Origin of the sequence: Marinobacter suaedae (genome assembly GCF_030519635.1) — a bacterium.
GTDB classification, from domain to species: domain Bacteria; phylum Pseudomonadota; class Gammaproteobacteria; order Pseudomonadales; family Oleiphilaceae; genus Marinobacter; species Marinobacter suaedae.
In genome coordinates, this window is record NZ_JAUMIS010000001.1 from 1,077,986 (window position 1) to 1,092,714 (window position 14,729).

Annotated in this window: 16 protein-coding genes; 11 read left to right on the forward strand and 5 right to left on the reverse strand. The window is 58.8% G+C overall.

The annotated features are described in order from the left end of the window. Positions 1-171 precede the first annotated feature (171 nt). Genes trpE through trpC form a run of 4 tightly spaced genes read left to right on the forward strand, consistent with a single transcriptional unit; the run spans position 172 to position 4,142 of the window. On the forward strand, positions 172-1,659 hold the full coding sequence (trpE, locus tag QVZ43_RS05005) for an anthranilate synthase component I (RefSeq protein WP_302909101.1): 1,488 nt from the start codon (positions 172-174) through the stop codon (positions 1,657-1,659). A 15-nt stretch (positions 1,660-1,674) separates the two neighbouring features. Beyond that, positions 1,675-2,253, forward strand: a complete 579-nt coding sequence (locus tag QVZ43_RS05010; protein ID WP_223794717.1) for an aminodeoxychorismate/anthranilate synthase component II — start codon at positions 1,675-1,677, stop codon at positions 2,251-2,253. Between the two features lie 26 nt (positions 2,254-2,279). Continuing rightward, a complete protein-coding gene (gene trpD, locus QVZ43_RS05015; RefSeq protein ID WP_302909102.1) occupies positions 2,280-3,308 on the forward strand; it encodes an anthranilate phosphoribosyltransferase in 1,029 nt (342 codons plus the stop codon). A 12-nt stretch (positions 3,309-3,320) separates the two neighbouring features. Further along, complete coding sequence (gene trpC / locus QVZ43_RS05020) at positions 3,321-4,142, forward strand: indole-3-glycerol phosphate synthase TrpC (RefSeq protein ID WP_302909103.1); 822 nt, start codon at positions 3,321-3,323, stop codon at positions 4,140-4,142. A 159-nt stretch (positions 4,143-4,301) separates the two neighbouring features. On the opposite strand, the gene QVZ43_RS05025 is transcribed toward trpC, so the two are convergent. The 3 genes from QVZ43_RS05025 to QVZ43_RS05035 are packed head-to-tail and all read right to left on the reverse strand — an operon-like array spanning position 4,302 to position 6,270. After that, positions 4,302-4,916: a DUF4202 domain-containing protein gene (locus QVZ43_RS05025; protein ID WP_223794720.1), complete on the reverse strand. Its 615-nt coding sequence runs from the start codon at positions 4,914-4,916 to the stop codon at positions 4,302-4,304. Positions 4,917-4,960: 44 nt separating this feature from the next. Further along, a complete protein-coding gene (locus QVZ43_RS05030; RefSeq protein WP_302909104.1) occupies positions 4,961-5,626 on the reverse strand; it encodes a glutathione S-transferase family protein in 666 nt (221 codons plus the stop codon). A 26-nt stretch (positions 5,627-5,652) separates the two neighbouring features. Continuing rightward, entirely contained in the window at positions 5,653-6,270 is a 618-nt protein-coding gene (locus tag QVZ43_RS05035) for a glutathione S-transferase family protein (protein WP_302909105.1), read from the reverse strand. A gap of 315 nt (positions 6,271-6,585) precedes the next feature. Here QVZ43_RS05035 and QVZ43_RS05040 point away from each other — a divergent pair, with 315 nt between their 5' ends. From QVZ43_RS05040 to QVZ43_RS05050, 3 genes are all read left to right on the forward strand, one after another. After that, entirely contained in the window at positions 6,586-7,557 is a 972-nt protein-coding gene (locus QVZ43_RS05040; protein WP_223794723.1) for an ABC transporter substrate-binding protein, read from the forward strand. Between the two features lie 101 nt (positions 7,558-7,658). Next, positions 7,659-8,693, forward strand: coding sequence for an ABC transporter permease (locus QVZ43_RS05045; protein ID WP_302909106.1), 1,035 nt, complete (start codon positions 7,659-7,661; stop codon positions 8,691-8,693). A 10-nt stretch (positions 8,694-8,703) separates the two neighbouring features. Further along, a complete protein-coding gene (locus QVZ43_RS05050; protein WP_302909107.1) occupies positions 8,704-9,762 on the forward strand; it encodes a betaine/proline/choline family ABC transporter ATP-binding protein in 1,059 nt (352 codons plus the stop codon). Positions 9,763-9,838: 76 nt separating this feature from the next. Here QVZ43_RS05050 and QVZ43_RS05055 read toward each other — a convergent pair whose 3' ends face one another. Beyond that, positions 9,839-10,105, reverse strand: a complete 267-nt coding sequence (locus QVZ43_RS05055) for a DksA/TraR family C4-type zinc finger protein (RefSeq protein WP_223794726.1) — start codon at positions 10,103-10,105, stop codon at positions 9,839-9,841. 93 nt (positions 10,106-10,198) lie between these two features. Here QVZ43_RS05055 and QVZ43_RS05060 point away from each other — a divergent pair, with 93 nt between their 5' ends. Beyond that, positions 10,199-10,519, forward strand: coding sequence for a thioredoxin family protein (locus QVZ43_RS05060; protein ID WP_302909108.1), 321 nt, complete (start codon positions 10,199-10,201; stop codon positions 10,517-10,519). Between the two features lie 91 nt (positions 10,520-10,610). Here the strand turns inward: QVZ43_RS05060 and QVZ43_RS05065 are convergent, their stop codons facing one another. After that, on the reverse strand, positions 10,611-11,597 hold the full coding sequence (locus QVZ43_RS05065; protein ID WP_302909109.1) for an META domain-containing protein: 987 nt from the start codon (positions 11,595-11,597) through the stop codon (positions 10,611-10,613). Between the two features lie 153 nt (positions 11,598-11,750). On the opposite strand from QVZ43_RS05065, the gene QVZ43_RS05070 reads away from it, so the two are divergent. From QVZ43_RS05070 to QVZ43_RS05080, 3 genes are all read left to right on the forward strand, one after another. Further along, positions 11,751-12,500, forward strand: coding sequence for a glutathione S-transferase family protein (locus QVZ43_RS05070; RefSeq protein WP_302909110.1), 750 nt, complete (start codon positions 11,751-11,753; stop codon positions 12,498-12,500). 112 nt (positions 12,501-12,612) lie between these two features. Beyond that, a complete protein-coding gene (locus QVZ43_RS05075; protein WP_302909111.1) occupies positions 12,613-13,584 on the forward strand; it encodes a sterol desaturase family protein in 972 nt (323 codons plus the stop codon). Continuing rightward, a complete protein-coding gene (locus tag QVZ43_RS05080; RefSeq protein ID WP_302909112.1) occupies positions 13,553-14,500 on the forward strand; it encodes an alpha/beta hydrolase in 948 nt (315 codons plus the stop codon). The genes QVZ43_RS05075 and QVZ43_RS05080 overlap by 32 nt, the downstream gene beginning before the upstream one ends. The last annotated feature ends 229 nt before the right edge of the window (positions 14,501-14,729 follow it).

The window sequence follows — 14,729 nt, forward strand, 5'->3', positions numbered from 1 at the left end:
CGAGGCGAGGCGTTCTGACCTCCCGCGCAACACGATGGTGGCGATGGCGCAACGGCTGATGAAAGCCCTGCGGCAGACCGGCACGCGCCCGTCTGTTGCGCACTCACCCGGCAGGCACCGGCACAGGCCGACCCGCCAAGGAAAGCAGTTCAGACTCCAGGAAACCCGATCATGACACCCGAGCAGTTTGCCAAGCTCACACAAGACGGCTTTAACCGCATTCCCGTTCACCGCGAAGTCCTCGCGGACCTCGACACACCACTGAGTACCTACCTGAAACTGGCCAGCGGCCCCTACTCCTACCTGTTCGAATCCGTTCAGGGCGGTGAAAAGTGGGGCCGTTACTCGATCATCGGCCTGCCCAGCCAGGAAGTGCTGAAAGTGTTTGATCAGCGGATTGAAGTGCGCCGGTACGGTGAGCTGGTGGAAGAAGCGGAAGTCGAGGATCCACTGGCTTTTGTCGAGCAATACCAGGCTCGGTTCCGGGCACCGGATCTGGACCACCTGCCCCGATTCAATGGTGGCCTGGTGGGCTACTTTGGCTACGACACCGTTCGCTATATCGAAAAGCGGCTTCGCCAGACCTGTCCGCCGGACAAGATCGGCACGCCGGACATCCTGCTGATGGTGTCTGATGAAATCGTCGTATTCGATAACCTGCGGGGCAAACTGCACCTGATCGTGCACGCCGATCCCGCCATTGAGGGCGCCTTCGAACACGCCCAGGCTCGCATCAACGAACTGGAAAACCGCCTGCATCGCCAGACCTCTGACGCACCGCGTACCCCCGAGCACCTGCGCGGCAAGGCTGTGGATGAGAGCGACTTTGTGTCCGGCTTCAGTCAGGAAAAATTCGAAGCCGCCGTGGGCAAAATCAAGGAATACGTGCTGGATGGCGATGTCATGCAGACCGTCATCTCCCAACGCATGTCCATCCCCTTCGAGGCACCACCACTGAACCTGTACCGCTCGCTTCGGGTGCTGAATCCGTCACCGTACATGTACTTCCTCGACCTGGAAGACTTCCACATCGTCGGCTCCTCGCCGGAGATCCTAGCCCGGGTCGAAGACGACGAAGTCACCGTGCGGCCCATTGCCGGCACTCGCAAGCGCGGCGCCACCGACGCCGAAGACAAAGCCCTGGAATCTGAGCTGTTGGCGGACCCGAAAGAGATCGCCGAGCACCTGATGCTGATTGATCTGGGGCGTAACGATGCCGGGCGCGTGTCGGAAACCGGCACCGTCAAGCTAACCGACAAGATGATCGTCGAACGCTATTCCCACGTGATGCACATCGTCTCCAATGTGACTGGCCGATTGAAGGAAGGCACCAGTTGCCTGGACGTACTGCGGGCGACCCTGCCGGCCGGCACCCTCAGTGGCGCACCGAAGATCCGCGCCATGGAGATCATTGACGAGCTGGAACCGGTCAAGCGGGGCGTTTACGGCGGTGCTGTCGGCTACCTGTCGTTCAACGGCAACATGGACACCGCCATTGCCATCCGCACCGCGGTGATCAAGGACAACACCCTGCACATTCAGGCAGGGGCCGGCGTGGTGGCGGATTCCGTGCCCCGCCTTGAGTGGAAGGAAACCATGAACAAAGGTCGCGCCATTTTCCGCGCAGTCGCCATGACCTACAACGATTTCGACCACTGAGGCGGAGGAAAGATTATGTTGCTGATGATCGATAACTACGATTCCTTCACCTACAACGTGGTGCAGTACCTGGCGGAACTGGGCGCGGACGTGCAGGTATACCGGAACGACGAAATCACCATCGAAGAAATCGAAGCCCTGGCGCCGGAGCGTCTGGTAATTTCACCGGGACCCTGTACGCCCAACGAGGCGGGCATTTCCATGGAGGCCATCCGTCACTTTGCAGGCAAGCTGCCGATTCTGGGTATCTGCCTGGGGCACCAGTCCATCGGACAGGTGTTTGGCGGTGACGTCATCCGTGCCGGCAAGGTCATGCACGGCAAGGTGTCCCCGGTGTATCACCAGGACACCGGCGTGTTCCGTGGCCTGAACAACCCGCTGCAGGCCACCCGCTACCACAGCCTGGTGATCGACAAGAACACCCTGCCCGACTGCCTGGAAGTGACCGCCTGGACCCGCCACGACGACGGCTCCGTCGAGGAAATCATGGGTGTGCGACACAAGACCCTGCCCATTGAAGGGGTGCAGTTCCACCCCGAATCCATCATGACCGAACAGGGACACGAATTGCTGCGCAACTTCCTGCGAAGCTGAACCTGACCATCAAGAGGCCGCAACACATGGATATGAAACAAGCACTCAATCGGATCGCCTCAAACCTGGACCTGTCCCGGGACGAAATGAAACAGGTGATGCGCGTTGTCATGCAGGGGGAAGCCACCGACGCCCAGATTGGCGCCTTCCTGATGGGGCTGCGCATGAAGAGCGAGACCATCGACGAAATCACCGGGGCCACCGAAGTGATGCGCGAGCTGGCCACCGGCGTTGACGTCAGCGCCGAGCCGCTGATCGATATCGTCGGCACCGGCGGCGATGGCGCCAACCTGTTCAACGTGTCCTCGGCTGCCGCGTTTGTCGTTGCTGCGGCAGGCGGTCACGTGGCCAAGCACGGTAACCGGGGCGTGTCGTCCAGCAGCGGCAGCGCCGACCTGATCGAGAAGGCCGGCATCAACCTGAACATGACGCCGGAACAGGTGGCCCGCGCCATCGAGGAAATCGGTGTCGGCTTCATGTTTGCTCCGGCCCACCACGGCGCCATGAAGCACGCCATCGGCCCGCGCAAGGAAATGGGCTGCCGGACCATCTTTAACATCCTCGGCCCAATGACCAACCCGGCCGGGGTCAAGCGCCAGCTGCTGGGTGTATTCACCCGCGAACTCTGCCGCCCGATGGCAGAGGTTCTTCAGCGCCTCGGTTCCGAGCACATCATGGTGGTGTGCGCCCGGGATGGCCTGGACGAAATCAGCCTGGCCAGCCCGACGTATGTGGCCGAACTGAAAGACGGCGAAATCATCGAATACGAAATCACCCCGGAAGATCTGGGCATCCAGAGCCAGTCACTGGTAGGGCTCAGTGTGGATTCGGCCGAGGAATCCCTGAAACTGATCCGTGCCGCTTTCGGCCGCGGCCACGACGACATGGCCGAAAAGGCCCGCGACATGATCGCCCTGAACGCCGGTGCTGCTATTTATGTGGCTGGTTTGGCGGACACCCCGAAAGCGGGCGTGGACATGGCCCTGGACGCCATAGGTTCCGGCCTGGCGGCGAGCAAGATGTCCGAGCTGGCTGATTTTTCCAAGTGTTTTTGAGCGACAGCTGACATGACCGACCGACACAACGACCGTACCCCCACCATCCTGCGCAAGATCGTCGAGCGCAAATGGGAGGAAATCGCCGAGCGTAAACCCCGGGCATCGCTGGAAGATCTAAAAGCTCGTTCCGGAGACCAGCCACCAGCCCGCGGGTTCGCAGCTGCCATGGCACAGCGCATCGGTGAGCGTCAGCCGGCGGTCATTGCTGAAATCAAAAAAGCGTCCCCCAGCAAAGGCGTACTCCGGGATCCGTTTGAGCCTGCCCCCATTGCGGAGAGCTACGAGCAAGGCGGCGCCACCTGCCTGTCCGTGCTGACCGACAGGGACTTTTTCCAGGGCAGTGAAGACTACCTGCAGGCCGCACGCGCTGCCTGTTCATTACCGGTCATCCGCAAGGACTTCATGGTGGCGCCCTATCAGGTCTACGAAAGCCGGGCCATCGGCGCCGACTGCATCCTGCTGATCGCCGCCTGCCTGACCAAAGACCAGATGCAGGAACTGGAAGGCATCGCCCACGAGATCGGGCTGGACGTGCTGGTGGAAGTCCACAACGACGAAGAAATGGACGACGCCCTGACCCTCACCACTCCATTGGTGGGTATCAACAACCGCAACCTGCACACCTTCGAGGTGTCACTGGACACCACTTACACATTGCACGAGCGGATTGGTTCTGAGCGACTGGCGGTCACCGAAAGCGGCATCATGACCCGCGAAGACGTCGTGGCCATGACTGACAGAGGGATTTACGGTTTCCTGGTGGGCGAATCGTTTATGCGGGCCCAAGAGCCCGGACAGAAACTAAAAGAACTGTTTTTCCCGGCAGACTGAAAACCATAGTCTGCACAAGCCAGAGGGTCAGGCCTTCGAAATCGTACTGCGCCAAGGATGGCGCAGTCGAGCGTACAAGGATGTATTCACAGCGTATTTTCGAAGACCTGACCCTCTGGCGTTACCTCGATTCTTTAATTACACAGTGCCTAGCCAACCTCAACTCTCCGGCTCCGCCAACGCCTCCTGCAACAATGCCAACAAATGCTCCGGCATACCCTCTGCCAGCGTCAAAGCTGCCTCATGGCCCCGCGGTGACATTTTGCCCCAGGTCCGGCGCACAATCCGTAGCCATTTCTCCCGATCGTAGTCCGCCTTCTCCTCGTAGAAACCGGCGAAATACTTCTCCAGAAACACCATGCACGCCACGTCCTCCAGCAACTGGGTGTCCGCATCCTTGCGCAGTTCCCGCTTGGTCAGAATGGTTTCCACCCGCTCACACTCGGCGGCGTCATAGCCGCACTCGGCCATAATCTCCGCCGCCCGCTGGCCATGCATGCGACCACAGGCCTGACGCCACTGGTAATAGGCTTTGCGCCCTTCCGGGTAGTCACTGCGCGGCATGGTCCAGCGCTCAATGTGCTGGGCCCGGCAGGCAATCTGCATGCGCTCCGACGGGTTGGGCTCCAGGGCAAACAGCCAGCGGGTCATATGCTCACTGTAAGCCAGCTCACGTGGCACCGCCTCGCCATCCAGCAATTCCTCGTTGGGGTCTGCCCGGTTGGCTCTGTCGATTTTTTCCAATGCACAGGTCAGTTGTGCCGAGGCGGTCATGCCTTACTCCTGGTCGTTCGCTGTTTGGATATGTAAGCCCGGATTTACCGGGTCACCATGGTCTGGGCATGCTTGATCAGTTCATCCGGCTTCTTCGGCCGTTCGGGGCGGTGAATCCCTCTCTGGCAACCCGGACGCTCATAGAGCTCGTCCATCCAGCGCTTCAGATGTGCCAAGCCGTCGATGGAGACCCCGGACCAGTTGTAGGTCCGCACCCAGCACCAGTTGGCAAAGTCAGCGATGGTAACTTCGTCTCCCGCCAGATACGGGGATTCTGCCAGCCGGGTGTCCAACACCTCAAACAGGCGCCGGCACTCGTGGTGGTAACGATCGATGGCCGCCGGTATTTTCTCCGGAAAATACCGGTAAAACACATTCGCCTGCCCCATCATCGGACCAACGCCGCCCATCTGGAACATCAGCCACTGCAATGCCCGTGAACGCACCTTTGGGTCAGCCGGGTAAAACTGGCCGTATTTTTCGGCCAGATAAATCATGATGGCCCCGGACTCGAATACCACAAAGTCGTCGTTATCCCGATCCACAATCACCGGGATCCGACCATTCGGATTCATAGCCAGGAATTCTGGTGTCTTCTGATCGCCCTTGGACAGATCAACCGGAATCAGGTTGTACTCAACCCCTAACTCCTCGAGCAAAACAGACACCTTGTAGCCGTTCGGCGTGGGTGCGGTATACAGATCAATCACAGCGTCCTCCTGTGGACAACTCAACATCAAACCTGGGCGGATGGTCGTGCGCTGATACGCTCATACCAGGCCTGGAGATTCGTTTGCTCGGGCTTGATACGGACCCTGATCACCCGGGCAAAGGCAACGGTGACAAAAGCATTGATATCGGCGGCTGTGAACCGGTCCAAACAGATGTACTCTTTTCCCTCAAGCTGGTCGTTCAGAAACGCCATGAACTTCTCAACCTGCTGCACACACTCCGCACCCCATTCCTTGACGGGATTCATTCGATCCTTGAAGTAACCGGTACTGTGCTGGAAGCCCATGCCGGTAGGCAGGAAGAAAAACAGCTCAATCCAGCGCAGCCACTGTTCCAGATGGGCCTTTTCCAGGGGGGTGTCACCCAGCAAGCTGGGAGCATCGGGGTAGGCCTCTTCAAAGTAGCGGCAGATGGCCATGGTTTCGGCGATGCAGGAGCCATCGTCCAGCTCCATGACCGGGACTTTCTTCATCGGGTTACGGGCGACATATTCCGGGGTCAGGTTTTCGCCTTTTTCGATATCCACCTGAATGAACTCGGCCTGATCCAGCAGACCTTTTTCCGCCATGAACATGCGAACGCGGCGGGGATTCGGTGCGGTACTGGTTTCGAATATTTTCATTGTTTTTGACTCCATTCCGGGCAGGTATCTGATGGACAGACGTTCAAATCAGGCTTGAGCCTGCCGGGAACCAGCGGGCGCGTCAAGCGGGGGAAAACGGCCCCGTGGCCCCCGAATCTTTTACATTTCAAAAAATCTTTAGGGTTGTAACTTTTTTCAGGTTCTCTATCCTGAAGAGTGAACATTCAAAACGGGATCAAAGACTTGAGCGAACAATCCTGGTTTCTCACAAGACGTCTTCCCCTGATCGGTTCCGATCACAGTCCCGTAATTTCCCTACACCTCAACATAAATTCAAGAGTGACAGGAGAAGTCATGCGTAAACTTACATCTGCTGTATTGCTATGCGCCGCTGCTGCACCGTCTATGGCACAAGCCAACGAGTGTGGCCAGGTTTCCATTACCGAAATGAACTGGGCTTCCGCCTCGGTGGTAACCAACGTGGCAAAATTCATCATGGAACAAGGCTATGGCTGCGACGTCGCCGTGGTTCCGTCTGACACTGTGCCTGCCGTCACCTCTGTTGCGGAAAACGGAGAGCCGGACATCGTCACCGAGCTGTGGCTGAACTCTGCTGGTGAGGCGTATACCCGTCTTGAAGATGCCGGCAAAGTAGAGCGACTGAGCGAGGTTCTGTCTCCCGGTGGAGTCGAGGGCTGGTGGATCCCGACCTACCTGGTGGAAAAGCACCCGGAACTGAAAACCATCGAAGGCATCATGGCCAATCCAGAGCTGGTTGACGCGCAGTTCAACAACTGCCCGGACGGCTGGGGCTGCCGTATCGTCAACGACAACCTGGTTGAAGCCCTGGACCTGGAAGCTTCCGGTATCGAAGTGTTCAACCACGGCTCTGGTGAAACCCTGGCGTCCTCCATGGCCGCTGCGGTACAGGACGGAGAACCCTGGTTCGGCTACTACTGGGGCCCGACCGTTCCGCTGGGCAAGTTCGACATGACCCGCGTAGATCTGGGTGAGTACGATGCCGACGCGCATCTTGCCAACCAGAGCAAAGACAACGAAAACCCGAAAGTGTCTGACTTCCCGGCTGCGCCGGTTCTGACCTCCGTCACCACTGACTTCCGCGAGCGGGAGCCGGCGGTTGCTGACATGCTCAGCAAAATGACCTTCAAGACCGACACCATGAGCGCTGTCCTGGCCTGGAAGAGCGAAAACAACGCTTCCGCCGAGGAAGCCGCGGTGTACTTCCTGAGCAACAACACCGATACCTGGAAGGAGTGGCTGAACGATTCAGCCCAACAGAAGCTTGCCTCGATTCTGGGCAACTAATCCTTCCACTCCAAGACAGGGCCTCTAACGGCCCTGTCTGCTTCCAAGCGATCCCATTGATGCTTACCTGGCGACTCTCACGCGCAGGAAACGGATAGATCATGGCTACTTACGATTTTGTTTTTTCATCACTGGGTCTGGATGACTGGTGTTCTGCGGGCAAGAGTGAAGGCCCCATGTCCATGGCGGACCTGTTATCCAAGGCCAATGGTGGCAAGCAGGAGGACACGTCGATCTGGGACCTGCCGTTCCCCTCCATGGACGCCTTGAACGAAGCTTGCCCCGCGTTCCCCCAATCCCGGGAACTGACCAAAGGGCTGGAGCAAGGCTTCCTCGACATCAAGGACAGCCTCAGCGTTGTACTCGACCCCATTACCCAACCACTGAGCTGGGCACTGGATGGCACCCTGTATGCCATGCTCAGCGCGCCCTGGTGGATTGTGATTCCCCTGTTGCTCGCCGTGGTGTTTGTGGTCAGTAAATCCTGGAAGCTGGTCACCTTCGTTGCGATCAGTTTTTTCACCCTGGCGTTTATTGATTACTACGAATACGCCATGCAGACCCTGGCCATCATATTCGTCTGCGCCTTCATATGTGTGTTACTTGGGGTGCCGATCGGTATCGCCATGTCCCGAAGCGACACGCTGCAGCGCATGACCATACCGATACTCGACATGCTGCAGACCCTGCCGCCCTTCGTGTACCTGATTCCGCTGATCTTCCTGTTCAGCGTGACCGAGTCCAAGCTGTATGGCATTGCCATCATCCTGTACGCCATCGTTCCGGTTATCCGCCTGACCAACCTCGGGATACGACTGGTGGACAAGGATGTGATTGAGGCCGCCGATGCCTTCGGTATGACCCCGCGACAGAAACTGTTCAAGGTACAGATCCCTCTCGCACTGCCGAACATCATGGCAGGGGTAAACCAGACCATCATGATGAGCCTGGCCATGGTGGTGATTGCCTCACTGGTATCGGCACCGGGTCTGGGTGTACTGGTACTGCGAGGCATCCGCAATCTTGAGTTGGGTGTAGGCCTGGTTTCCGGCCTCGGCATCGTAGCGCTGGCCGTCATTCTCGACCGCGTCACCAAGGCATCTCTTGCGCGCATCAATGCCGCCCAGAAGCAGTAAGGATCGAGACATGGCAAACAACATCAAGATTTCCATCAAGAATCTGTACAAGATCTTCGGTCCGACACCGGACGTGGGACTGGAATACGTCAAGCGCGGCATGGACAAGAACGACCTGCTGGAGAAGCAGAATCACGTGCTTGGCCTGAAAGACATCAACGTGGACATGCGAGAGGGCGAGATCACCGTGATCATGGGGCTGTCCGGCTCCGGCAAGTCCACGCTGATCCGCCACCTGAACCGCCTGATCGAACCCACGGCTGGCGAAATCCGGTTCGACGGCGAGGATGTGCTGGACTACGGCGAGGAAGACCTGCGCAAGCTCCGCCGCGAGCGCATGTCCATGGTATTCCAGAAGTTCGCCCTGCTGCCCCACCGCACGGTTCTGGAGAACGCCGGCATGGCCATGGACGTTCGTGGTTTCAAGACGGCGGACTTCGAGAGCGAGGCCCGCAAGTGGCTGGCCCGGGTCGGTCTGGAAGGCAACGAAAACCAGTACCCCCACCAGTTGTCTGGCGGTATGCAGCAGCGGGTCGGCATCGCCCGTGCCCTGGTGTCCAACGCGCCGGTGATGCTGATGGACGAGGCCTTCTCGGCGCTGGACCCGCTGATCCGCTCGGACATGCAGGACCTGCTGCTGGAATTGCAGGAAGAGTTGCAAAAAACCATCGTGTTCATCACCCACGACCTGGATGAGGCCCTCAAGCTGGCTGACCACCTGGTCATACTGAAGGATGGCGAAGTAGTCCAGCAGGGCGACCCGCAGGATATCCTGCTGAATCCGAACGATCCTTACATCGTCGACTTCATCAGTGACATCAACCGCGCCCGCGTACTGCGGACCCGGTCGGTGATGACCGAAGGCGTCGATGACAGCCTGCAATTCGCCGGGGATGTGTCTGACCAGGACAATCTGGAAACCGTGCTTTCCCGCTCCGGCGGCGATACTTCGCTGACTTTCCGGGTCATGCGAGAGAATGAACCGGTGGGTACCCTGGACATGAAAGCTCTGACCAGGGCCTTGGTGCCAACCGAAGCCTCCAGCGAACGGGAAAAGCGCTCAGCCTGAGTGCTTTCCCCGAACAAAAGCCCCCGACGTTCCGGCGCCGGGGCTTTTTTATGTATTCAGCCCGGGGGATCCGGCGCTATCGAAGCTGGCTGTCTTTGCTGCCTCTGCGATTGATGCCCCCGGCGCGGGTATCCTGCTTTTCATGGGCCGACTGGCAGTCTATGCACAACCGGACGCCGGGAATCGCCTTGCGCCGGGCCTCCGGAATCGGGGCGTCACATTCATCGCACTGCGTGGCGCTCTCGCCCCCGGCCAACTGACGGCGTGCGCGCTCAATCTCGTCTTCAACGCTTGCGTCGATCTGCTCCTGAACCGCGCCATCACGCGACCATCCGCCAGCCATAGTTCCCCCATACTCTGGATGCCTGTATCCATTAAAAGGTAGCATCCAGATGCGAATGCACCGGAGTTAACGCTGCCGTCATCAGGAGACATCATGTCGTATACCAGCCACTACACACCCGAAACCCTGAGCCGTGACGAGCTGGACCAGAGTTCTGGCCCCATGGTGATCGAGTTCGGAGCTAACTGGTGCGGGATCTGCCGGGGTGCGCAGGCGGCGATCAAGGCGGCCTTGGACAATCACCCCGACGTTCCGCATGTAAAGGTTGAAGATGGCAAAGGCCGCAGATTGGGGCGGACGTTTGGCGTTCAACTGTGGCCGTCGCTGATTTTTTTGAAGGATGGTGAAGAAATGGCGCGGGTCGTCCGCCCGGAAAGCAGCGGCGACATCGAACGTGCACTGCTAAAAATTTAGTGCTGCTGCCAGAATGACTGGCCCCTGGCCAAAACCTGGCGGCAGTCAGTCAAAACCTCCGTTTGCCTTTGCAGGAGTAACAGCGGCCTCATCACTCGCCGGCCCGATCAACCTGGTCGGAGGGAAATGCCTTGATCACGTCCCCTTCCGGGGTCGCCAGCAGGAGTTCGCCAAAACGCCCGATCCGAATGGAGGATGCCCGACTCAGGAGCTCCAGGAAGCGTTCTTCCTGCAACATGAGCTCCGGGGAACAGGCCATTCGTGAGCTGGCCATCTGACTGAAGCTCACACCACCTTCCTGATCCATCAGGTAGGTTCCGGAATACCGATTACAGGAAGCCGTGCCGGCTACCCGGTTACCGTTCAAAAAGCTGATGCTCATGCGCGAACGATTGATGATGTCAGCACCCGCCAGCTTACCCACCACCCATTCAGCCCCCATATACAAGCGTTCTGGATTGCCGCCACAGCCCACGTAGATGTCCTCGTCCACCGACAACCACACCTGATTGGGATACTGGGCACCCGACATAGAGTCCTGACAAACCTGCCGGGTCACCGTCAGCTTCACGTTCATGCCTGCGCCGGCCGCGATGAACTGGCGACCGTATCGATCCGTTTTGTCCAGCTTGGCGGGCAAGCGCAGTGTGGTGTCCCGCTCAAATGGCCGGTTGAGGATTAACTCGGCCCCGATCACCCGGGCCTGCCAATAGGGCTCATTGCCCACGGCCCGGAACGGCATCTCTATGGCCCCCGGGGGGAGGCATTCCGGATATTGCTGGCCTCGAATGGTCAGCAAGGCGGTATCGCCGGTGCGCAGGAAGCGGGTACTTTCGTTGCCCGGGGCCACGAACAGTTCGCCCGCATCGCTTTCGGCGGGCTTCACGAGCAGCTGGTTGTCCTGATACACAATAGTGAGCAGTGGATTCTCATCGTTCGACAGAACCGTGATATCCAGCTGACCACAGGCGTAGCCTTCTTCCACCTTGATCTCGGGTTCCGGCGAGCTCTGGCAGGCAGACAACAACAGGCCAACCATGGCGAGAAAGGGAAACGCCCGAAGGCCTGGTAGGTGCATAATCGGATTCCTTGATGTCGAAGCCATTGGAAACAGTGTAAGACCCATACCCGCGGCAAGCCATTTGTTCGACGCTGGCGATACTACCGGTCGGGGCCTTCTTATCTTCCGGCAAGCCGATTAAGCTAGTACCAAAGCATCAGGAGGTTACCCATGGCTATCAAGCTGTACCAGTTCGCCATTTCCCATTACTGCGAAAAAGTCCGCTGGGCACTGGACTTTAAGGGTCTCAAGTACCAGACCGTTACGCTCCTGCCCGGCCAGCACATCAAGACCATCCGGCAGTTGACCGGGGGGAAGACCTCCTCGGTACCGGTATTGGAGCACGATGGCCATGTTGTGCAGGACTCCCCGAAGATTCTGGACTACCTGGATGAAACCTTTCCAGACAATCCACTGACCCCAGCCGATCCGGAGCTCAGGGAACAGGCGCTGGCCTGGGAGCAGCGGCTGGACGCCGAGGCAGGCCCGGCCGTACGCTGCTATGCCTACCACCATTTCCTGAAGCGCCCGAAAGTGGTCATCCCGATGCTCGCCGCCGGTACCCCCTTCTACAACCGCTATCTGCTGAGCCTGATCTTCAGTCGGGTGGAGGAGATGATGCGCCAGTGGATGAAGATCAACGAGAAAACCTCAGAACAGTCTCGACTGGTCATGGAACAACTGCTGACGGACCTGACGGAAGCCTATCAGAACAGCCCGTTCCTCGTGGGCGACAGCTTCACCCGTGCAGACCTGACGGCTTCGGCCATGTTTTCCCCCATGTTCCAGCCAGCTGCTTTCCCGGTGCCCTGGCCCAAGCCCGAGAAGATTCCGGCGGATGTCTCCGGCTGGCTGAACCAATGGCAGCAGCAGCTCCAGGTACTGTCCAACCTGTACGAACGGAATCGCCAGGCCGGGTAAACCCGCCCGGGTGTCGCAAACCGCCACCGGCTGTGTCGGAAAACGACAACGCAGCCGGAGCGTGTCCGTGCCAGAATAACACCACATAATAAGAGTAAAACGGATACACCCCATGGCCATCACCGACATGTTGCTGGCTGTCCTTGAGGACAGCGGACTGATGCCTCTCTGGCAGATGGTTGCCCCCTGGCTTGCCCTGGACGAACGCCAGTTGATCTTTGTGATCGCGACACCGGTGTTCATCGCCATCACCCTGTGGGAATACCTGCGCATACGGCATAATCCGGCGCTGATGGACGGGCGCGAGGCCATACGCAATTTTGCCCTGGGCGCCGGCTACCAGACCACGGAACTACTGTTCGCCGGGCTGATTGCCTTTCCGGTCTATGCCCTGTGCTATCACTACCGCTTGTTTGACCTCGAATTGAACGCGCTGACGGCGTTTCTGACCTTTATCGGCGTGGAATTCTGCTTTTACTGGATGCACCGGACCAGTCACCGGGTGCGCTGGTTCTGGGCGGCGCACATTGTCCACCACTCCTCGGAGCGCATGAACTTTTCCACCGCCATGCGCCAGAACGCCACCAATATTTTCAACGGCAACTGGCTTTTCTACCTGCCCCTGGCTCTGCTGGGCTTCAATCCGGTCTGGATAGGCGTGGCCTACGCCCTGTCGCTGGTCTACCAGTTCTTCATCCACACCACCCTGGTTGGACAGTTGCCGGGCTGGATTGAACTGATCTTCAATACGCCAAGCCACCATCGGGTCCATCACGGCCGAAATCGGGGCTATATTGACCGCAACTTTGGCGGCGTACTGATCATCTGGGACCGTCTCTTTGGCACCTTTACTGCCGAGGACAGCCAGGAGGCGCCAACATACGGCGTCACTACACCGCCCCCGTCCAACAACCTGCTGGTTCTGTGGACTCACGAATACGTCGACCTGTTCCGTGACATGGCTCAGCCGGGAAGATTAATGTTAAGGATCAAACACCTATGGAAACCGCCGGAATGGAAACGCCCGGCTTCGCCAAACTCAGGGACCGCCCATGCACGAACACCCGTTAACACTGACCAGTGAGGACGATCACCTCATCAAAGGCACGACCTTTACCCCCGATCGCCCTCAAGCCGTTCTGGTCATTGCCCACGGCATGGCTGAACACAATGGACGATACGCGGATTTTGCCCGCTGGCTGGGCCAGCACGGAATTGCGGCAATTACCTTCAATCACCGGGGCCACGGCCCGGACTGCTCACCGAAAGATCTGGGACATTACAGCGACCGGGACGGCTGGCACAAGGTAACGGACGACTTGCACCGGGTGCTGACCCATGCCCGGCAGCAGTTTCCGGGAATACCGGTCATCCTGCTGGGACACAGCATGGGCTCGTTCATCGCCCAAAGCTGCCTTCAGCAGCACGGCAATGCGGCGGATGCCCTGATCCTGAGCGCCACCAACCGGATCAACAAGCCCGAACTACTGGCCTACCGGACACTGATCATCGGGCTGAAGAAGGTGTTCGGCAAACGCCATCAAAGCCCGATACTGGCCAACCTGTCCTTCGGTCGCTTCAACAAGCGCTTTGTTCCGGCCCGAACGGACGCGGATTGGCTTAGCCGTGACCCAGACCAGGTGGATGCCTATCTGGCCGACCCCCTGTGTGGCTTTAATTGCACCAACGGCCTGTGGCACGACCTGGTTCAGGGCATGCTGTCTATCAACCCCAGAGCCTGGCGCAAGGATCTGCCGGTGCACCTGTTTGCCGGCACCGACGACCCGGTGGCAGAGATGGGCAAAGGGGTCACCCGGCATTTTCGGACCATTCGCAATGCAGGGGTAAAACGGGTTACCTTCCGGTTGTTCAATGGCGGCCGACACGAAATGCTGAACGAAACCAATGTGGAAGAAGTTCGCGAGTACATCCTGGCACTGTGCCAGTCTCACCTGCCCAAGGAGGCTCCCGAAAAACAGACCACAGCACCGACAGCCTGATCCGCAACAGCGCCCTATGATGTCTTTCCTTGCCGCCGATGAAGAGCGCCCCCGCCCGGCTGGAGGATGAGGGTGGCGGTGTGGATGCAGATAAAGTCAGTGGCGATTGTGGCTTAGGTGGAGAAAGGAAAGGGAGGTCTGGGAGCACGCCGTGCGTAATGGGAACAGCCCGGCGAATGATGCCGGCCAGCTCCCTTCCCGGAGCCAGCCTTGCGCCATGCAGAAAGAG